Here is a 20,317-nt window from a genome sequence, read left to right on the forward strand (position 1 = left end):
CTATCAGTCGGTGGGAGACGGGGCACGCCCCGTCTCTACAATCAGTTGATGCATATTTTTTATCGTGAGGTTTGCCGTAAGGGAGAAGCGGATACGGGAGGTACCTTTGGGCACTGTCGGCGGGCGAACGGGGAGACAGTAGAAGCCTTTTCGTTGTAGCTCTTCCGCTTTCCGTACGCAATCCTCGCTCTCTCCCACGATGAAGGGGATGATGTGGCTTTGGCTGATCTCGCCTCCTTTGCCCGTTAAAGCCTCCGCTAACAATCGGCTATACGCTAGAAGATTCTCCCGTTCCTTCGTGAACGAGGGGAGTTGCTCCCAGATGAAAGAAGTCCATGCGATTTGGAACGGTGGCAGGGCCGTACTGAATATGAGCGGTCGCATCGTATTGACCAGATATTCCCGTATCGTACGGGAACAAACCAAATAGGCCCCCATAGACGCTAACGCCTTGCCGAAAGTACCGACCAATAGATCGATCTCTTGGATACAGCCTTGTTCCTCGGCGATACCTAGCCCCGTCTTTCCACGGGCTCCGATGGCATGAGCCTCGTCTACGTACAATAGGATATTGGGATATTGCCTTTTGATAGCTATCAGGCGGTTTAAATCCGCTACATCCCCGTCCATGCTGAAAATGCTTTCGGTCAAGATGATGATCGTCTCGTATTGACAGGCGTTCTTTTGTACGAGGCGTTCCAGTTGGTCATAGTCGTTGTGGCGGTAACGGAGGAATGGGGAGCCACTCAACAAGATGCCATCGATGATGCTGGCGTGCACCAGCTTGTCGGCGAGTAATAAGGTCTGTTTATCGGTTAAGGCCGGGAGGATTCCGGTGTTGGCATGATAGCCGCTATTGAAGATCAATGCGGCTTCCCGGTCGAAGGAGCGGGCGATCTGTTTCTCCAGTTTCGTATATACGGAGAAATTACCCGTCAGCAAGCGGGATGATGAGGAGGAGTAGGGATAGAAGCGGTCTTGTGTGGATGCTTGAAACTCCTCTTGTAAATCCTGCCGGCTGGCTAATCCAAGATAATCGTTGGAAGAGAGATTCAGCATACGCTTTCCCTCTTTTAATATCCATATTCCTTGATGCTCGACTTCCGGTAGGTGCCTAAGATTCCCGGAGGCTCGTAAAGCCGTAAGTTGCTCGTTATATGATTTCATATATCTATATATTACCCGGTTGTAGATATGTTAATTATGCGTTAATACTCTCAATAATCCGGAGGTTAGTCTGGATAGTTCATTCATGGAGATAATGAAAGGAGGCATGAGGTAAACCAGCCGTCCGAACGGACGTACCCATATCCCTTCCTCTACGAATCGACGTTGCAATACCGCCATATTCACCGGATGCTTCATCTCGATCACCCCGATCGCCCCCAATACCCGTACCTCAGCGACTTCAGGCAGTTTGGCGGCTGGCGCTAACTCCGCCCGCAATTGTTCCTCTATAAGCTTCACTTTCTCCTGCCAATGACTGGCGATCAATAAAGAGATCGAGGCCGAAGCGATAGCGCATGCCAAGGGATTTCCCATAAACGTAGGTCCATGCATAAAGCATCCCGCCTCGCCGGAACAGATCGTGTCGGCTATCGGCTTTGTCGTGATCGTGGCGGAAAGCGTAAGATAACCTCCCGTCAATGCCTTTCCGATACACATGATATCGGGTTCGACTCCCGCATGTTCCCATGCGAACAACTTTCCGGTACGTCCGAAGCCTGTCGCTATCTCGTCGAATATCAATAAGACGTTATACTGGTCGCAAAGTTCCCGAGCACGAACGAGGAAAGTGGGGGAGTAGAAATACATGCCTCCTGCCCCCTGTACGACCGGTTCCAAGATCAAGGCGGCGATCTCGTCGGCATGCCGCTCTAGTAAATCCCGCAAGGGAGCCATGGCCTCCTCTCTCCATTCCTCGCCGAATCGGACCGAAGGTTGAGGCAAGAAGTATTGGATGGGTAGGCTTCCCGAGAAGATCCCATGCATACCTGTCACCGGATCGCATACCGACATGGCGTGCCAAGTATCCCCGTGATAACCGCTACGGATCGTGGCGAAGGTATGTTTTCCCGGTATGCCTTTGGACTGCCAGTATTGGATCGCCATCTTTAAGGCTACCTCCACGGCGACCGAGCCGCTATCCGCTAGGAATATCTTTTCTAGAGAAGGGGGTAATAGCGGTAGTAATTTAGCGGCCAACTCGACAGCCGGCTCGTGCGTGAATCCCCCGAACATGATATGGCTCATCTTATCCAGTTGGGTTTTAGCCGCCGCGTTAAGTACCGGATGGTTGTATCCGTGGACTGCCGCCCACCAAGAAGACATTCCGTCTATTAGCTCCCTGCCGTCCGCAAGGGTTATCGTTACGCCCTCCGCTTTGGATACCGGATAGACGGGAAGTGGATCGATGGTCGAGGTGTAGGGATGCCATAGATGATCCCGGTCGTATTGTAAAAGTTCGGTTGTTGTCATTTTTCCCAATCGGTGTTTTCGGTGAGTGAATAGCCTTCGGAGGTAAATAAGACTTTGTCTTCCTCTACCTTGCTTCCGATAGTCGTTAATAAGTCTCCGATGATCGCGGAGTTAATCCCGATATATAGGGATTTCCGTTGCGTGGCCTCGCTTAATTGTGCCCGTCCGCCGGAGAAACGGAGAAATGCGTTCGGATTGATCAAGCGGAAAAGGGCGATCGTTGTTAGCCATTCCTCTTCTTCTAGGATCTGTGTATTCTCCATAGGAGTTCCCGGTATCGGCTGTAATAAATTGAGAGGGATGGATAAGATACCTTCTTTTTGTAAGAAACAAGCCATCTCGATTCGCTCCTTCATCGTCTCGCCCATACCGATAATGCCGCCGCAGCAGATACGGAAACCGATTTCCCGGGCGGTATGGATGGTTTCCATCTTCTGCTCGATCGTATGCGTGGAACAAAGTTGACGGAAATAGGAAGGGGCGGTCTCGATATTGCAGTGATAATTCTCCACTCCGCTATCGTAAAGCGATTGGAGTTGGGAGCGGGTTAGCAATCCCATGGAGGCACAGCATTTAATATCGCTTTGCCGCTTGATTTGCCGGATCGTATCGGTGATCTGTTCCAATTCTTTATCCGATACTCGCTTACCGCTAGTCACCAAGGCAAAACGCCGGATACCCTGTTTCCGGTTATATACCGCATGATAGACACATTCCTTGGCCGGAAGCAAAGGATATAAGTTTACGAGGGTCTTGTAATGTCCCGACTGCGCGCACCATTTACAATCCTCGCTGCAATTACCGCTTTTGGCGTTGATGATGGAACAAGTGTCGAACTTATTCCCCATAAAATGGCGGGTGATTTGGTGGGCGGCCTTGTAAAGCGCCTCTTTGTCCGGGTGATTCGTCAAGCTTAAAGCCTGTTCCTCAGTAATCTTCCCACCCTCTAGGATGTACTGCTTTGCTTCTTCTATTGTCATTTTCTCTCATTTAATAATTCCGTGTATATATATACCCAGTTGTAGAGACGGGGCACGTCCCGTCTCTACAACCGGATGGAAATAAGAAAGGCGGAAAGTATCCGAAAGAATACTTCCCGCCTTTACTATATTATATAATGTATAGTGAGCTACACGATGAGCCGGATGAGCGATCTCATTTGATACCAATACCGGGAGTAATGCCGTAAACAGTCCATGCGATATCGCGAGGCTCCGTTTGTTCTCCTCGGTATTCTCCCTCTCCTCGTCATCCTCTTCGAAAAATCCGTCCGTGAACGTACCGATACCGGTATGTAAAGACTGGTTCTTTTTCTCGAAGCGATCGGCTACGGAAAAGGATAATTGTCCGATCGTAACAGCCCTCTGTATACTGATGAAAGCCGCATACGCCTTCCGGCTCCATCTTCTGAAACGGAGTGCCTGCGAACGATATGTATACGACTTCCTCATCCTCTAATTTTCAATTCTCAATTTTCAATTGTCAAGCCACTTTATCCAGTTTCTTCATGATAGAGAACATGAACAACGCAGACAGTAAGCAAAGAACGATCAACACGCTCCATACCATCCATAATTGCATGCTTCCCCACAAATAACCGATGATAGCGACCAGATAGTTACCGATAGCCGTAGCCACGAACCAACCACCCATCATCATACCTTTGTATTTAGGAGGAGCCACTTTGGATACGAAAGAGATACCCATCGGAGAAAGCAATAATTCGGCGAAGGTCAATACCAGATAAGTTGAGATCAACCAGTTCGGAGAAACCAATACCTGCAATTTGCTATCCGCCGCTAAAGCGTCCGGTGTAGGCAAGCCCATAGAACCGATCGCCAAGATCAAGAAACCGCAAGCGGCGATCATCATACCCAATCCGATCTTACGAGGAGCGGACGGCTCTTTCTTCTTATTAGCCAGATAACCAAAGATCGCCAACGATACCGGAGTCAATACAACCACGAAGAACGGGTTAAATTGCTGGAAGGTCTGCGGAAGGATCGTTACGGTTTCCGGCAGAGCCATATATTTGATACCTAGAGCGGCTAATGCGCCCACGGTCACGATGCTGGCGATCGTCTTACCTTTGCTCGTTGTGGATTGTGCGATAGCGAATCCTCCATACACGGCGATAACCAATAATGTTAAGTTAATCACATCAAAGCCGATACGATCCAGTCCGGTCACTTGGTTGGCCGTATAGTCGCGAGCAAAGAACGTCATTGTCAGACCATTTTGATGGAAAGCCATCCAGAAGAACAATACCACGGCGAATACCAGCAGCAAGGCGGTGATACGTTGTTTCGTCTCGGCAGGTGACAATTCCTCTTGCGGAGCGTGGGAAGCCTGTGCTTGTTTGGTATTGACATCCGCATGCTTAAAGGTAGAGCGGAATCCCATATAGATAGCCATCGATATGATCAATGAGATACAAGCTACGCCGAATCCATAGTTGTATGCCTCGGACAACTTCTCGATATACGTGGAACAGAACGTAGCCATATCGCCAGTGAAACCTTGTGCGCTTTGCAGAGCGGCGAGTGCCTCTTTGTTCTCTGCGGAGATTGTTCCGTTTAAGAATTGGTGAGCGAGTGCCGGAATTTGTGACTCGTAGAAAAGGTTATACTTACCCAACATCCAGTCTGTCATTTTAGTGGCAGCCGTAGGTGCGTACATGGCACCGATATTGATCGCCATATAAAACAAACTAAAGGCTTGGTCACGTTTACTTCTATATTCCGGGGCATCATAAAGATTACCTACCATCACTTGTAAGTTACCTTTAAATAATCCGGTACCGCAAGCGATTAGCGCTAGCGAGCCGAACATCATGATTTTTCCCGAGGCGGCATCTGTTGGGATGGCTAATAAAAGATAACCGACAAACATGATGATGATACCCGAGGTAACCATCTTTCCATAACCGAACTTATCGGCCATCATACCGCCAATCAATGGCATAAAATACACGAACGCTAAGAAGCTAGCGAAAATCGTTGATGTCTCAGCGGCCGTATAGCCGAATTTCGCTTGCAAGAATAATGTGAAAATCGCAAGCATCGTGTAATAACCGAAGCGTTCGCCCGTGTTTGCGAGTGCTAGGGCATAGAGACCTTTAGGTTGTCCTTGTAACATGTGTTTTAGATAATATTAGTTTATACTTATTGAATAATTTGCTTTATGGCGCCGGTTTCCGGATAGAAAAGAACCTTGACAGGGGCTTTCTTATCCTCAAACATAACAGGGGCTAATCCTTCCCGTGTTCCGAATTGAGTGATTTGGGCCTCTCCTTTGTAGAGTGTTTTTTTGTTCATTAGTATTTCTATGCTGGCTTTTCCCGGAACATTGTAGACGATTCCTTTCAATGATTTGTCTTTCTTCTCGGCTTCCTTGGCATCAAGGATCGGAGCTCTTTCTGTCGCTTTCAAGTTCATATAGACAGGGGTACCGCCCAAATCGTCAGCGTCTACGATACCTAGCTGCTTGGAGAAACGGAACAATACTTCTTTGTCTAGGTTGTCGTGAGGGATAATGCTTACCTCATAATGCTCGGTTTCTTTGGTCAAGATTCCGGTGAATAGGTTTGTTAATGCTTTTTCTTGCTCCTCCAATTGCTGGATCACCAGTTTCATGGCTTCACCATCGGGGGGTAAATTATCCGCCTCGCCGGTCAAGATGTTCAAACGGCTTTCCCGGATACGGTAAATTTGTTTAGCGGCCACCTCCGCTTGTTTGGCGGTGGAGCCTGCCATTAGTAATTCCTCCGAGAAAACGGAAGCGTCTGTCACTTTTTGCTGAGGACCTTTATTTTTCTTTACAGCATCTAGCTCGGATTCAACAGGCGTATATTCTGCGTTTATCGAGCATAATAATCCATCTTCGGTAAGATAAGCGTAAGGGGCGACCGTACCTTGCTTGAATTCTACGATATAGGTATTATCCGCATCGGGTAATCCCCGGTTGATCAGACTGATTTTTCCGAGATCGAAATAAACCTTGTCTTCCGTGACTGCATCCTTTACGCCTAGATACTTCTCTGCATATTGGTAGTAAGGCCCGGCTTTACAAGTTACTTTCGTCACTTCGGCGTCTACGACTAGCGAGGTCTTGGGCAACGAGTAGGTGATTCCGAAATTATTTGCTTTTACGGCGTTCTTTTTTACCACCTTGGTTTGTGCCATAAGCGGCATTCCGAGGAGTAAACTAGCTATAATGATTATATTCTTCATATCCCAGTTTATTTTAATTCTGTAATATTATTGCGCAAAACTAGGAAATATTTTGCTTAAAACCAATTGGAAGCATTCTTATTGCATGAAAATCCCGGACAACGTTAAGAATTTCTAGATTCGTATTGTTCGGGATTCTGAGGATGTCCGGGGAGAAAGCTTAAAATAGCACGTCTATATAGATCGGCAGGTGATCGGACGACTGGATATCGATCACTTGGTCGTTGATAATCCTAAATTCATGCTTTAGGTCGCCGAAGATATAATCTAAACGCAAGCGGGGATGATCCGAGGGGTAGGTCTCTAACGTAGGGTCGGATAAGAGCCTCCACGTTTGTTTCATCGCCTTGAATTCTTTAGAGTCTGGCTCCATGTTGAAGTCTCCGGTGATCAGGATTGGTTTGTTTTCTCTTTTCATCGTCTCATTGATGAGTCGTATAGAGGCCAGGCGAGAGTCTGGGTCGAGCGAGAAATGTGTGTTACACAAGGTATAGTTCGGATATTCGAGACAAAGGAAGGTACGTGGCTCTTCCTTTCCCGGCAGGGGTATGTATTGGTAGCTGCGAGGTTTCTTGCGGGAGAGTGCGGCGATTCCGTATAATCCCTTAGAACGTTCTGTGGCGGGTGCGAAGATTGGATACATGCCGGTCAACCGTGCCAATTCTGCATATTGGTTGATCCATCCAGAGCGTTCGCATACACTGTCCACCTCTTGTAGCCCGACATAGTCCGGCTGGACCTTGTTGATCACTTCAGCGATTCGCTTCAAATTGGTCTGTTGGTCCATACCGATCCCGATGCGGATGTTGTAGCTCATGATTCTTAACGATTGTCGTGTCTTGCATAGGCCACTTCCCAAATTTAGGAGGGCGATGGTTAGGAGAAATAAGATTCGTTTCATGGATTTCTAAGGTATTTCGTGAATAGAAACCCCCGCAGACAACAAGAAAGGACTGTCTGCGGGGGGCTACAGTTATAAAAATTGAAGATTAATAATTATCGTTCTGTGTTAATGCGCCTCCTACATAGTCGATCTCGCTTTGTGGAATCGGGTAGGGGTATGTCTTATCGGTGACGAGTGTCCCGGCACCGGAATACTTGCCCTCATCAGTCTTGCCGAATTTCTGCATCGTAGATACGAAGGTGCCCCAGCGAATTAAGTCGTAGAAGCGTAATCCCTCGCCTGCAAGTTCGATACGGCGTTCGTGGCGAACGGCGGCACGCAGATCATCGGAAGCTTTCACTTTATACTTAGCGTTGAAAGTATCCTCGGTCACTCGATCGCTCTCCTTGAGATTGAACTTACGGTATTTTGCGTAGCTATCTGTCAAGGAGGTTGTCACGAAGGCACGGTAACGTACTTGGTTGATCAGGTCGGCCGCCAGTTGTTTGTCGCCATCCGTCTCGATCAGGCACTCAGCGTACATCAGCAATACATCGGCATAGCGGATGTGATAGTGGGTCCAATCTGTGTTCAATAAATCGTTTAGTGGCCGTCTGGAGAAGTCTGGATACTGCTTGCGGCTGTGTTGCTGTGGGAAATTGTCGTAGCCGGAATAGTCGTGTACCTCTTCGGAACCATCGTTCTTGACGAATATATCGCCGGATGACAATACCGTGTGTACCAAGCGTGGATCGCCTACCTCATATTCGTCTACCAAATCCTTCGTCGGACACTCGCCGCCCCATCCGCCGGCAATACCGCGACCGACATTCATTTGTGGACAAACGCTACCGCCAGTGTAGCTAGGAATGTAAGAGCGCAGGGTGATGAAGACGGACTCTTTTGACATATAGCCCTCTGTAGCGCTATTGAATAGCTTCTCGTAGTCATCTACTAATTCATAGCTTCCGGATTCGACAACTGCCTTCAGGTCTTTCAGAGCCTCTCCGTAGTTGCCGTAGAACATCAATACCCTAGCACGGAAAGCCATGGCGGCCTCTTTGGTGATTCGCCCAATCTCGCTGGTCGGAAGGCTTTTTGCATTAGGTAGATTAGGTTCGGCAATTGCGGTGTTCAGGTCTTTCAGGATAAAGTTCATGACCTCCTCCTTGCTGGATTTCGTGATCGTACTTTTGTCGACGACTTCCATGGGCTTGTCAATTAGTGGAATATTCTGGAAGATTGTAGCTAGGTCGTAGTAATAGAACGCACGCATGAATTGAGCCTCTGCGATCCATCGCTGTTTGGTTTCTGTGCTGACCAAGCCTCCGGCATCATCGATCAATTCTGATTCAGGTGTGATTAGCGACAGGAATACGTTGCAGGCTGAGATCGCTGTTTGGTAGCGATGAGTCCAAAGGTCGGACAAGACTTGATTAGTCGCCATTGGTGTTCCGCGGGCGATTTCCGTGATACGAACGCGGTCTCCTGCATCAGAGCCGCCTTTGGAGCAGTCATCACTCAATTGATCTCCCAAGACAAATTTCATGTCCTGATAGTTCCAGCTATCCTGTAAGGGCTGATAGCAATTGACCAAAAGTTTGTAGCCGGCATCCTTGGTACTCAGATAAGTTACCTCATCCAATGTTCCCAATGGCGGGCGGTCTAGAAAGTCGCTGTTACAGCTTGTCGTAAGGGCACCGACGCATGCGATCGATACAAGTAATTTCCCTATGTTAACTATAGATTTCATAATAATTCATTTTAAGATTATAATTTCAAACTAAGACCGAACATGAATGTACGCGGTTGCGGATAGAATCCCATATCACAGCCTTTGTAAAGAGGCGAGTTATTGATCTCTCCGATCTCAGGATCTAGTCCGGAATAACCGGTGATCGTGAATAAGTTCTGTGCGGCAACAAAGAAACGAAGGTTGTTGATCGTGATCTTCTTAGTCCATTCGGACGGAAGCGTATAACCGATTGTCAGGTTCTTCAAACGAACATAAGAACCGTTTTCCACATACCAATCGGACATTTCCAAGTTCATGCGGCTATCCGCATCGATTGCGAAGTTCTCGTTTGTACTACCTGGTCCGTTCCAGTAGGTTGTTAATATATCTTTCGGAGCATTGTACCAACCGGTACCTGAATAGATGTCATATTTCAATATGTTTAAGATGTCGTTGCCGACTGATCCTTGGAAGAAGGCGGAAATGTCGAATCCTTTCCATTCTGCGCCTAAGGTCAAACCAAAGGTGAAGTCTGGATGAGGATTTCCTGTCATCGTGCGGTCTTCGTCGTCTAGTTTACCATCTTTGTTTAAATCTTGGAACTTTAAGTCGCCCGGCTTTGCGTTTGGCATTACCATTTGACCGTTGTTCTTGTAGTTGTCGATCTCTTCTTGGGTCTGGAAGACACCATCGGTTTTATATCCGTAGAAATAACCGATCGGTTGTCCTGGCTCTGTCATCGTATAGGAGAAGTATCCTAGATGGATGCCTTTACCCGGAATATTCGCTCCACTGCCTAGGCTTTTTACCTTATTTTTATAGGTGGATACGTTTCCGTTGATATGATATTGGAAGTCGTTCCCGATCTTACCGTCGTATCCTAGCGTTACTTCAAAACCTTTATTGCTTACGCTACCGGCATTCATCCACGGCGTGTTGGGGAATCCTAGTGAACTGGGCACGGGTACTTGCACCAACATATCACTTGTCTGACGGTCAAAGTAGTCGAAGGTTGCTCTCAAGGAACCTTGGAAAAAGGCCAAATCCAATCCGAAGTCCAGTTGGCGAGTAGTCTCCCATTTCAGATCCGGATTACCCACCTGCGTACGTCCGGCATACAAGTTCGTCTGATACGGATTACCGAAGAGGTAGTAGCTACCATTTCCGAATGTATTCATATAGGCTCCGGAGGAGATAGTCTGGTTACCGATCTCACCCCAAGCTGCTCTTAACTTACCTTGTGACAGCCACTCAAGGTTATTCATGAAGCTCTCTTCCGAGAAATTCCAACCGGCGGATACGGAGGGGAAGCAACCCCAGCGATTACCATCCGCAAATTTAGAGGATCCATCCCAACGGATATTGGCTGTGATCATATAACGGTTGTCAAAGGAATAAAATACACGACCGAAATAAGAATTCAGCGTACTTGTGGCGTAGTAGCCTGATGCGGCGGGATTCATGGTACCGGCGTTGATGATCTGCTGGTTCGGGTTGTTGTTGACCTGTCCTTCTTTATAGGCGTAGATCTCTTCGTAGCGTTCTTTCTCCGCGGAGGTACCGACCATGGCTGTTACCGCATGTTTGTCGAATTTTTGATTGTAAGTTAGGTAATTGTCGAATACCCAGTAATCTTTATTCGCTACGCTCCGACTGGCGCCCGCATAAGTGGAGTACTCATCTCCATCCAGATAGTAAGAAGGACGGAAAGAGTCGCTTTGGTTACGGACTAAGTCAAGAGCGATACTGGATTTGAAGGTTAAGAAGGGTAACAACTTGACTTCGCCGGAGATATTACTTTTCGTGGCGATCCCGTGCCATTGATTTAATGCGGAGCGGTCTACCTGTCCAACCGTGTTCGGTTTGTTTGAGTAAATCACGCCTGTATAGCGAGACCAAGGATTGGTCGGCTCATAACCACCCATAATCCGGTTTTGCAAGAAATCTGGGATATCCACTAGGTTGTCGCGATATACCGGAGTGATTGGGTCTGCCGCAAGGGTACTGAACACGGTTGCTGTGTAAGAGTTATTCTCATCTAGGTTGCGCCTGGATTCGTACGTGACGTTCACATTTGCGGAGAGGTTCAACCACTTGGTTACCTCAGAGTCTACGTTCAACCGACCGGAGAGGCGTTCATAGTCGGAACCTTTCAAGATTCCTTGTTGATCCATATAGCCGAAGCTAGCACGGTATCTGAGTTTCTTCATACCTCCGGAGAAAGCTAGGTTGTAATTCTGACTGATAGCTTCCTTGGGTTTACGGGTGCTCTCTTTCCACCAATCCGTACCGGATCGTCCTCCGTTTTTCCCTAGGAAAGTAAGGATCTGCTCTCGCTTCTCTGATGTGGCGAAATCATCGATCAAGGCTTTCCCGGATGCGGCGTAAGCCCGGTTCTTATACTCCATGAAACCTTCGGCGTCTAGCATGTCATACGTTTTCACTACATCTTGGAAACCAATGTTCATATCAAACTCGATGTTGCTTCGGTAACTCTCGCCGGAAGCTCCTCGCTTTGTGGATACTAGGATCACACCGTTGGCAGCACGGGCACCATAGATCGCTTGTGCGGAAGCGTCTTTCAATACCTCTATGCTCTCGATATCACGGGCATTTAACCAACCGATATCACCTTGAGGTAGACCATCTACTACATACAACGGATCATTATTATTGATAGTACCGACACCACGGATACGGACATTACCGAGTGAACCTGGGCTACCGGAACTAGATGTTATGGTTACACCGGCTGCTTTTCCTTGCAAGGCGTCGGCGGCGCTGCGAAGCGGTAGGTTCGAGATCTCGTCTCCTTTTACTTGAGAAACAGCTCCGGTTAAATCTCTTTTCTTGAAGGAACCGTAACCAACAACTACTACCTCATCCAACTTTTGAGTATCTTCCGCTAAAGTGACGTTGAGGTTACTTTTATTGCCTACGTTGATACTTTGTTGGAGATAGCCGATGTACGAGAATTCAACGGTAGCATTGGAGGGAACATTCTCTAGAATGTAGTTTCCGTCCATATCGGTCATTGATCCGATTGTCGTACCTTTCACTACAACGTTTACTCCGATCAGAGGCTCCCCATCTTGTCCTACTACTTGTCCGGTTAGCCGTTTGCGATTTTGGTTGGTGGATGGCAACTCCGTATCTTTCATGGTCTTGTTGGTAAGTACTACGTGATTCTTGACGATCTTATACGTAATATCCGTACCTCTAAAGACATTGTTTAATACTTGTTCTATGGATTCTTCATGGATACTGACATCAACCCGTTTATTCAAATTGATTTGATTGTCATTATAAAAGAATTTATATTCACTTTGGTCTTCAATCGCCTTAAAAACTTCAGTGATAGTTCCTTTTGTGATATTTAAGGATATAATTTGTGCTGATGCCGCTACTGTGTACGGCTGGAAAAAGGTTAAGCACAAACCTAAAAATAATGATTTTTTCAGGGTTCTGTAATTAGTTCTACCGGAACCATTGACATTCCCCGATATGAAATATCAGAGATGGATAAACAAGAGGCTGTGGAAGATAATGATCCTTATTCGATACTTAGTATTTTTGAAATAGAACGAATCACGGAAAATACGATAGAGGAATTACCAGATCAATGTAAATCCATTTTTAAATTGAGTCGTATAAATGGACTCAAGAACCAAGAGATCGCAGATAAATTGGATATCTCCGTCCGTACAGTGGAAACACAGATATATAGAGCCCTTAAGATTTTGAAAAGTAGATTGAAAGACTATCTGGTTTCTTGAAAAAATATAATACAAAAATCTATCAATCTTGTAAGTAGCACATCGTTTTGAAGTGTCATACATATAGAATCGAGAAAAAACAATGAAAGAATATATAAAAAATATAATTGCGGAAAGTCTCAAAGACGAAGTAGATGTTGATAGGGAGTGGGAGCGTTTGTTTTCATCCATAGAGAAAAAAACTATTTCCAAAATGAAAACAAGAAGGCTATTCCTTCAATACATGAAATATGCCGCTGCCGTGCTTTTGGGCATAGGTGTTTCGCTATCAACGTTGTATCTTACGAATCAAGAGAACTTATCGACAGTTGGAAATTATAAATTAGTAACGAGCAAAGGAGAGAAGAGCTATTTGCAATTACCGGATGGTACGAGGGTTTGGCTTAACTCTTGTACAACTCTAGAATATGCGGAGAACTACGGCCATTCCAATCGTAGCATTTATTTGGATGGAGAAGCTTATTTTGAAGTCGCAAAGAATAAAGACTTACCATTTGTTGTAAAGGCAAACGGTATCGATGTGAAAGCGATTGGTACGGCCTTTAATGTTTCCGCTTATATGGAAGACTCGCAACTAACCACAACCTTGTTCAATGGCAAGGTCGCCGTACAACCTACGTTGACTAAACAAGAGGTCTTACTTGAGCCTAACCAAGTGGCGGTTTATGATAAAAGTAGAAATAAGATAGAAGTAGTACCTTACGATAAGAAACTATTCGCTCAATGGAGAGGAGGTTTCTTGTCTTTTGAAATGATGTATCTGCAAGATATAACAAAGTTGTTGGAAAGGAACTATAACGTTGTATTTCGTTATGAAAATCAAGGGATAAAAAAATTAAGGTTTAGCGGTAGTTTCCGTAACAACGAAGATTTATCGGAGATTCTCAATGTGATAAAGACGAATACGGGTATTCGCTATCAAATACTGAAAGATACTATAGTAATCAAATAATAAATCATTGAATTATTAATCTTAAAAACAGTCTTGCTTATGAGAAATGGATGATTTTTAGTGTAATACGGATAAAAACGTAACATTGTTAGATCTTATTATTAATCTTAAATTTATTAATTATGGCTAATCAGATAGGGAGTTCCGGTAGAACGAAGGTAATTGAGGCATTCGTTCTGTATAGCCCTGTATAAATAAGCGTTTAAAGACGTGTGAATATCGATGTTCTCACGCTTTTCCCAGAAGCGGAGGAAGACGTTTTGTAAGATGTCTTTTGCGTCTTCCGGGTCGGGGATAAATTTTCGGCAATGTATATAAAGTTGGAGATAAACAGACTTGAACAGGGTATTAAAGGCGGCTATATCTCCTTGTTTGATCAATTCGATTATTTTGTTGTCAGATGCCATTTTATTCCCGTGTATTATTAGAAAGGTGGAGCGTATAGGCAAGGAGAACATTCCTTGGGCCTATACGCTTACTGCCTGTCAATTAATGCTAACCCTATTATAAGATTTCGTTTGCGGTTTTATTGAAATATTGGATACATTCTTTAATATCCGGTACTGAGTTTTCCCAGTTGTATTCATACTCGATAGAGAATACTCCCTTGAAATTCTGGGATTTGAGTTCTTTCAACATTTCCTTTACATCTAGGATGCCTGTGCCCCAGATCACGTCGTGCTGCTCATTCTCTCCTGCTTTTTTCGGGGCGATATCCTTGAAATGCAAAGAGATGATTCGACCTTTGAGTTGCTTTAAGCAATCAATCTGGTTTAGCCCCTCCCGACGCCAATGCCCCACATCTGAACAAGAACCTAGCAAGTGGCTGCGTCCGGAAATGGCTTTCAACAAGTTCTCCGGTTTCCAATACTCGGAAGGCTGCGGGTGATTATGGACGGAGATCTTAATGTTGTATTGCTTGGACAATTTTTCTACCAGGTCCCAATCGCTTAAAGCCGGTTCGCAAGTAATGAACTCTAGGTCCATCGCTTTCGCGAATTTGAACATCTTTTCCCAATCGGACGACTTTTCGGCTACATACACCCCGGTTCCTACGATCTTGATACCTTTGGATGCCGCAAGCTCCTTGATCTCTTTCTGAGTTTGTGCATCGAGGTTAAAATCGAATACTTTATCTCCCCATTTACCACCGAGCTTATGGCCGGGATAAATCTCGATGTATTTCAATCCCAGTTCTTGTGTCTTATCGAGAGCTTCCGTCAAAGGGAACAGGTGGAAACTATAGGATTGCATCCCTAGACGCCATCCGTTCTTCTCGGCCTTCGTTTGCGCTTCGGTTGGAATAGCCAATAGGCAGCAAACGATCGCTATCATTATTTTATAGATATGTCTTATCATATTCGGTTGTTATTAAAAGGTTTATCTTGGCATATCCGGCAGAGAGAAACCGTTGTTATACGTATGCTTGATCCATTCGTTGGCCATCTCTGCGGCGTTAAACTCGGCGAAGCGACGGTCGAAACGCGGATCTCCGTCAATTACCTTGAAATCATCCACCGTGACGATCTTGATCTTATCGTTCGGGGAGATGTTCGTAAACCGCATATTCTCTCCATCCCATTGCAACTCACGATGCAAACCTTGCAGTCCGGAGAGGCGAACGGCCAAGACTCCCATCACGACCATCTCGTTGAACGGACCGGAGAATTGGAAGTTGGATGAGGCTTCCGTACGATTTTCCGGGGATTCCTTACATGCACGGATCCAGTCTTGCTCATGGGCGTTGGTAGACCATATGTCTCCATTGCCACCTTTCACTCTCGGGATCGTCGGTTTGGGCTGGTTGAAATGTTCCATGTCGGAAACCGGTAATAAGGTCGGGTTCATTCCGTAACAGCCTGTCATGATCTTTCCTTTCGTTCCGATGAAGATGATACCGCCGTTCTCGTCGCCCATCATCTGCCCGTCTTTCAATTCTTCCGGACGGGGAGGCATCAAGCCTCCATCGTACCAATAGACTTTTACTTCCGGCATCTTGACATTTCCTTTGGGCGGACGTGCGGGGAATGTATACGTTACGATCTGTGCGTGAGGAGGGGAGTACAGATTACTCAAAGTCGAGCTGCCGATTACGCTGGTCGGATATTTTAAGTCGAGTGCCCAATACAACGGGTCCATGATATGGCAAGCCATATCGCCCAAGGCCCCGGTTCCGAAGTCCCACCATCCACGCCAGTTCCAAGGGGTATAGACCGGATTATAAGGCCGCTTTTGAGCCGGGCCGATCCATAAATCCCAATCCAGTGTCTTCGGGCACTTCGGGGTATCGTTCGGCTTCATCAAGCCTTGGGGCCAGATGGGGCGGTCTGTCCAACAATGTACCTCATATACATCGCCGATTACGCCAGACTGTATCCACTCCGCGATCTGCCGGCACCAGTCGAATGAGTTACCTTGGTTACCCATTTGGGTGGCTACCTTATATTTCTTCGCCAGTTTGGTAAGCAAACGCGATTCGTAAACGGAGTGGGTAAGCGGTTTTTGCGTATAGCAATGCTTGCCTAGCGTGATTGCGTGGGCGGTCACGCCGGCATGTGTATGGTCTGGGGTGGCTACCATAATCGCGTCGATGGACTTACCCATCTCATCGAACATGACACGCCAGTCTTTAAAGCGTTTAGCCTTCGGATAGTCCTTGAAGGTCTTGTCCGCATAGTGCCAATCTACATCGCATAAAGCTACGATATTCTCCGTGTTCATGTTGGCGAGGTTACGACGTCCCATACCGCCGACACCGATACCCGCGATATTCAGTTTGTCACTAGGAGCTGTATAGCCAAAGGATTTACCGAGCACGGAACCCGGAACGATCGTTAGTCCGGCTGCCGCTACGGCTCCGGTCTTGAGGAAACTTCTTCTCGAAATGTTTTTCATAACTATTAAATTTTAAGAAAACGATAATTCTATAATGTTTGTAAATGAAGGTTGCGCCAAAGAACCTTGATGCCGCCACCATCATGTATTTGTAACGCGATACGCCCTTGACCGGCTCCGATCTTTTCATCCCGGATGTTTACCATCTCCTCTCCGTTGAGCCAAGTCTGTACATTATCTCCTTGTACCCGGATACGCATCGTGTTCCACTCTCCTTGTTTTAGGATGTTCTCCTTCTCGTCCGGGATCTGTATCAACCATCCTCGTCCGTAGGATTCGTAGATACCGCCCGTGTCAAAGCCTTTGGGGGCGACTTCCACTTGCCAGCCGTTTACCTTTACATCTTTTTCTTCTACAAAGGAACGAATAAATACGCCAGAATTACCATCCGCTTCCTGTTTAAATTCCACGGAAAGGTCAAAATCGTCGTAATATTCCCGGGTGGCTAGATAGCCGTATTGTTTATCCGGGCCACTTTCGCATATTAATAAACCATCTTTTACATACCATAATTCTGTGCCGTATTTATCCCAGTTCGTAATGTCCTCGCCGTTGAATAAACGAGCCTCTCGTGTCTTGCGGGGAAGTTCCTTGATCTTGATATTACGGAACCATGCGGGATAACCGTGGTCTTGCAAACAAATCAAGCCTTTATGCGCTAATCCGTATTCAGGAGCGTTCGCCCATTTACCGCTGTTCTTACGGGAGAACCAATCATCAGACCATGCATCGAACTCTACGGTTTTGTGCCCGTTCATAAAGTAGGTGACATGTCCGTTGTCAAAAATAATCTTAGAGTTGTTCCATTCGCCGGCCGGATGTACTTTTATCGTGTTGAAGTCCGGTAAATACATCGCGTAATCCACTCCGCAACGTTGCCAATCTTCCAATGGCTCCGCGAAATTGATATCATCAATCAATTGATACTCGGGGCCGGTAACGTAGGGAACCGGGAATTGAGGACGTTCTACCACATGATATAATAAACCGCTATTTCCTCCTTTCGAGATTTTCCAGTCCCACGAAAGCTCAAAATTCTCATAAGCCTTGTCGGTGACGATGTATCCGCTGGCATCGCTACCTTGCCCGTCCGCTTGGATGGTTCCGTTTACAACTTCCCAAGGTCCGGTCAAGGCGGTTCCGTTATAATCCCGCCAGCCATCCAAGGTTTCCCCATCGAATAGAAGTTCCCAACCTTCCGCTTTCTCTTGTTCGGTCAATGTGTTATGCTTCGTGTTATCACAGGCGATTAAACCGAAAGCAGCTGTCATTACGAACGATACGATTGTTATTTTCATGTACGTATAGCTTTATTGTTAATACAAATTTGTCGGTGTTTTATATATGAGACAACTCTGGGGCAAGGGATACGTAAGCTCTTTTTCCTTTTTTATTTATTTTAACGGAAGTGTATGGCAATCGGTCATTTATTAGTCGGCAAACGCAGTAGTACTGACTTTGCCAAGTAATATATACTAACATCGCCAACGCAGTATATCTGATTTGGATACACTAAATACATTATATGATGTAGCCAAATGTTGCTGTAATAGTTATGGTATCAACGACTGAAGCTTTTCTATAAAATGATAGGGATACAACTATACATGTTTAAAAGTTACAATAACTCTACTTTACAGGGCTTTGTCATAAAAGATATCGCTGACAATTATCGAGTGAGTAAGAAAAGGTTGAAATGTGATAGCAAAAGGCGTTGGGGTACCATGAAAATTTACTACCACCATTCTATATGTACACTGTAAGTCCGTATAATATATGGAATAGCGGTAGTAATTGTAACAAACGAGAGTAAAAACGTCCGTTGTTTTTGCTGGATTTATTTGATTTGCTTAAACGCTTTTCCGAGCATATCCGTGATGTCGCTGGCGATCATGCTCTCTTCCGAGCGGAAAGCGGCGGCGAGATCACCGGCTGTGCCGTGCAAGAATACTCCGACTACAGCGGCAGTTTCCGGAGAATAGTCTTGCGCCAATAAGCCGAGGATGATACCCGTCAGCACGTCTCCGCTACCGGCGGTTGCCATGCCCGGATTTCCGCAACTATTGAAATAAATGTTTCCTGCCGGAGAACAAATAGCGGTATAAGCTCCTTTCAATACGATACAAATCTTATGTTCGGCGGCGAAAGATTGCGCTTTCATCAAACGGTCGTATGAGTTCGTGCTTTCACCCGCTATCCGGTCGAACTCCTTCGGATGGGGAGTGAGGATGCTCCGTGGCGGGATCTTATTGAATAAGTCCTTGTTGGATGCCATTATATTAATAGCGTCCGCATCGATAACGACTGGTTTTGTGCTGGATTGCAGGATACGTTCGATCGCTGCTGCGGATTCTAAATGCTGTCCGAGTCCCGGTCCCATACCAACAGCGGAGTAACTACCTATCTCGGGAACCGTAGAGAAATAATCAGGATTTGCGTCTAGACTTAACATCGCTTCCGGGAAAGCGGTCTGGAAGATTGATTCGCCTCGGGTCGGGATATGCACGGTCAATAGTCCGGCTCCACTCCGTAAGCATGCCTTTGCGGATAATAGGGCGGCTCCCATTTTTCCTTTACTTCCGGCGATCAATAAAGCATGTCCGAACGTTCCCTTATGGGCGAAACGTTTGCGAGACTTTAACGAATAGGATATATCTTCTTCCGTAACCAATGAGTAAGGGGAAGCCGTCTCATAAATTGCGTCCGGATGGATTCCGATATCCAGTATTTTCCACTCGCCTACGTATTGCTCATTCTCCGGAAAAAGAAACGCCAGTTTCGGGAAGCCGAATGTCAAGGTTAAGCTGGCCTTGATGATCGCCTCCGAGTCATTCTTACGATTATCTTCCCCGAATAAGCCGGAAGGAATATCGATCGCTACGACTTCCGCCTCGGATTGGTTGATATAATTGACCATAGCGGCGAAACCTCCGGTGAGAGGACGGTTTAATCCCGAACCGAACAAGCCATCGATCACCACGTCTCGGTCGGTTAGCGTCGGCGGCTCAAAGTCACGGAACACTTCCGTAAATTCGATCCGTTCCATGTCGAGCAGACGCTGCTTGTTTTGCTCACACTCTACGGACAGATGCTCCGTCGGGTTGAATAAATACGTCTCTACCCGGTATGATTCCTCGTTCAAAAGGCGGGCGATGGCCAAAGCGTCGGCTCCGTTGTTGCCTTGACCGGCGAAAATCACGATGCGGACCTGCTTGGAGTAGCGCCGGCAAAACTCATGGACGAACGTCGTAGCGGCACGCTCCACTAAGTCGATCGAACTAATTGGCTCGTGTTGAATCGTATATTGGTCGAGCTCCTTTACCTTGTCTGTAGCGAATATCTTAATCATAATTCTAGATGTCTGGG

Annotated in this window: 16 protein-coding genes; 2 read left to right on the forward strand and 14 right to left on the reverse strand. The window is 46.3% G+C overall.

What is annotated here, in order from left to right; translation table 11 throughout:
* Positions 1–3 precede the first annotated feature (3 nt).
* The 9 genes from DWX33_RS04600 to DWX33_RS04640 all read right to left on the reverse strand — a co-directional run bounded on the left by DWX33_RS04600 (position 4) and on the right by DWX33_RS04640 (position 12,765).
* On the reverse strand, positions 4–1,167 hold the full coding sequence (locus tag DWX33_RS04600) for an 8-amino-7-oxononanoate synthase (protein WP_122246720.1): 1,164 nt from the start codon (positions 1,165–1,167) through the stop codon (positions 4–6).
* Between the two features lie 30 nt (positions 1,168–1,197).
* Complete coding sequence (gene bioA / locus DWX33_RS04605; protein WP_122379921.1) at positions 1,198–2,478, reverse strand: adenosylmethionine--8-amino-7-oxononanoate transaminase; 1,281 nt, start codon at positions 2,476–2,478, stop codon at positions 1,198–1,200.
* Complete coding sequence (bioB, locus tag DWX33_RS04610; RefSeq protein WP_122379922.1) at positions 2,475–3,458, reverse strand: biotin synthase BioB; 984 nt, start codon at positions 3,456–3,458, stop codon at positions 2,475–2,477. The genes bioA and bioB overlap by 4 nt, the downstream gene beginning before the upstream one ends.
* A 6-nt stretch (positions 3,459–3,464) precedes the next feature.
* Positions 3,465–3,929 carry a hypothetical protein gene (locus DWX33_RS04615; RefSeq protein ID WP_122379923.1) on the reverse strand — a complete coding sequence of 155 codons (465 nt, stop codon included), beginning with the start codon at positions 3,927–3,929 and terminating at the stop codon, positions 3,465–3,467.
* Positions 3,930–3,960: 31 nt separating this feature from the next.
* On the reverse strand, positions 3,961–5,616 hold the full coding sequence (locus tag DWX33_RS04620; protein WP_057326691.1) for a peptide MFS transporter: 1,656 nt from the start codon (positions 5,614–5,616) through the stop codon (positions 3,961–3,963).
* A 26-nt stretch (positions 5,617–5,642) separates the two neighbouring features.
* Positions 5,643–6,710, reverse strand: a complete 1,068-nt coding sequence (locus DWX33_RS04625; protein WP_008773393.1) for a DUF4831 family protein — start codon at positions 6,708–6,710, stop codon at positions 5,643–5,645.
* Between the two features lie 160 nt (positions 6,711–6,870).
* Complete coding sequence (locus tag DWX33_RS04630) at positions 6,871–7,611, reverse strand: endonuclease/exonuclease/phosphatase family protein (protein ID WP_036651545.1); 741 nt, start codon at positions 7,609–7,611, stop codon at positions 6,871–6,873.
* Positions 7,612–7,699: 88 nt separating this feature from the next.
* Positions 7,700–9,346, reverse strand: coding sequence for a RagB/SusD family nutrient uptake outer membrane protein (locus DWX33_RS04635; RefSeq protein ID WP_122378797.1), 1,647 nt, complete (start codon positions 9,344–9,346; stop codon positions 7,700–7,702).
* A gap of 17 nt (positions 9,347–9,363) precedes the next feature.
* Complete coding sequence (locus DWX33_RS04640; RefSeq protein ID WP_121773338.1) at positions 9,364–12,765, reverse strand: TonB-dependent receptor; 3,402 nt, start codon at positions 12,763–12,765, stop codon at positions 9,364–9,366.
* A gap of 81 nt (positions 12,766–12,846) precedes the next feature.
* Here DWX33_RS04640 and DWX33_RS04645 point away from each other — a divergent pair, with 81 nt between their 5' ends.
* Together DWX33_RS04645 and DWX33_RS04650 are read left to right on the forward strand one after the other, a co-directional pair.
* Positions 12,847–13,104, forward strand: a complete 258-nt coding sequence (locus DWX33_RS04645) for a sigma-70 family RNA polymerase sigma factor (protein ID WP_005854787.1) — start codon at positions 12,847–12,849, stop codon at positions 13,102–13,104.
* Between the two features lie 82 nt (positions 13,105–13,186).
* Positions 13,187–14,056, forward strand: coding sequence for a FecR family protein (locus tag DWX33_RS04650; RefSeq protein ID WP_122379924.1), 870 nt, complete (start codon positions 13,187–13,189; stop codon positions 14,054–14,056).
* A 116-nt stretch (positions 14,057–14,172) separates the two neighbouring features.
* Here the strand turns inward: DWX33_RS04650 and DWX33_RS04655 are convergent, their stop codons facing one another.
* The 5 genes from DWX33_RS04655 to DWX33_RS04680 all read right to left on the reverse strand — a co-directional run bounded on the left by DWX33_RS04655 (position 14,173) and on the right by DWX33_RS04680 (position 20,300).
* Positions 14,173–14,463 (reverse strand): RNA polymerase sigma factor, encoded by a 291-nt coding sequence (locus tag DWX33_RS04655; protein WP_008778163.1) that lies wholly within the window; start codon positions 14,461–14,463, stop codon positions 14,173–14,175.
* A gap of 97 nt (positions 14,464–14,560) precedes the next feature.
* A complete protein-coding gene (locus DWX33_RS04660) occupies positions 14,561–15,415 on the reverse strand; it encodes a sugar phosphate isomerase/epimerase (RefSeq protein ID WP_048927651.1) in 855 nt (284 codons plus the stop codon).
* Positions 15,416–15,436: 21 nt separating this feature from the next.
* The gene (locus DWX33_RS04665; protein WP_005854795.1) at positions 15,437–16,951 is read right to left on the reverse strand and encodes a Gfo/Idh/MocA family oxidoreductase; all 1,515 of its coding nucleotides are present in this window, start codon (positions 16,949–16,951) and stop codon (positions 15,437–15,439) included.
* Between the two features lie 29 nt (positions 16,952–16,980).
* Positions 16,981–18,249 (reverse strand): DUF1080 domain-containing protein, encoded by a 1,269-nt coding sequence (locus tag DWX33_RS04670; protein WP_048927652.1) that lies wholly within the window; start codon positions 18,247–18,249, stop codon positions 16,981–16,983.
* 539 nt (positions 18,250–18,788) lie between these two features.
* Complete coding sequence (locus tag DWX33_RS04680; protein WP_122379925.1) at positions 18,789–20,300, reverse strand: NAD(P)H-hydrate dehydratase; 1,512 nt, start codon at positions 20,298–20,300, stop codon at positions 18,789–18,791.
* Positions 20,301–20,317: the final 17 nt, after the last annotated feature.

It is taken from the genome of Parabacteroides sp. AF19-14, assembly GCF_003635485.1.
Classification (GTDB): Bacteria; Bacteroidota; Bacteroidia; order Bacteroidales; family Tannerellaceae; genus Parabacteroides; species Parabacteroides distasonis.

What these genes read in the sequence shown, in the direction of transcription:
- DWX33_RS04600 (WP_122246720.1), bottom strand. Translation starts at nt 1,167, where the DNA reads ATGAAATCATATAACGAGCAACTTACGGCTTTACGAGCCTCCGGGAAT.
- bioA (WP_122379921.1), bottom strand. Translation starts at nt 2,478, where the DNA reads ATGACAACAACCGAACTTTTACAATACGACCGGGATCATCTATGGCAT.
- bioB (WP_122379922.1), bottom strand. Translation starts at nt 3,458, where the DNA reads ATGACAATAGAAGAAGCAAAGCAGTACATCCTAGAGGGTGGGAAGATT.
- DWX33_RS04615 (WP_122379923.1), bottom strand. Translation starts at nt 3,929, where the DNA reads ATGAGGAAGTCGTATACATATCGTTCGCAGGCACTCCGTTTCAGAAGA.
- DWX33_RS04620 (WP_057326691.1), bottom strand. Translation starts at nt 5,616, where the DNA reads ATGTTACAAGGACAACCTAAAGGTCTCTATGCCCTAGCACTCGCAAAC.
- DWX33_RS04625 (WP_008773393.1), bottom strand. Translation starts at nt 6,710, where the DNA reads ATGAAGAATATAATCATTATAGCTAGTTTACTCCTCGGAATGCCGCTT.
- DWX33_RS04630 (WP_036651545.1), bottom strand. Translation starts at nt 7,611, where the DNA reads ATGAAACGAATCTTATTTCTCCTAACCATCGCCCTCCTAAATTTGGGA.
- DWX33_RS04635 (WP_122378797.1), bottom strand. Translation starts at nt 9,346, where the DNA reads ATGAAATCTATAGTTAACATAGGGAAATTACTTGTATCGATCGCATGC.
- DWX33_RS04645 (WP_005854787.1), top strand. Translation starts at nt 12,847, where the DNA reads ATGGATAAACAAGAGGCTGTGGAAGATAATGATCCTTATTCGATACTT.
- DWX33_RS04650 (WP_122379924.1), top strand. Translation starts at nt 13,187, where the DNA reads ATGAAAGAATATATAAAAAATATAATTGCGGAAAGTCTCAAAGACGAA.
- DWX33_RS04655 (WP_008778163.1), bottom strand. Translation starts at nt 14,463, where the DNA reads ATGGCATCTGACAACAAAATAATCGAATTGATCAAACAAGGAGATATA.
- DWX33_RS04660 (WP_048927651.1), bottom strand. Translation starts at nt 15,415, where the DNA reads ATGATAAGACATATCTATAAAATAATGATAGCGATCGTTTGCTGCCTA.
- DWX33_RS04665 (WP_005854795.1), bottom strand. Translation starts at nt 16,951, where the DNA reads ATGAAAAACATTTCGAGAAGAAGTTTCCTCAAGACCGGAGCCGTAGCG.
- DWX33_RS04670 (WP_048927652.1), bottom strand. Translation starts at nt 18,249, where the DNA reads ATGAAAATAACAATCGTATCGTTCGTAATGACAGCTGCTTTCGGTTTA.
- DWX33_RS04680 (WP_122379925.1), bottom strand. Translation starts at nt 20,300, where the DNA reads ATGATTAAGATATTCGCTACAGACAAGGTAAAGGAGCTCGACCAATAT.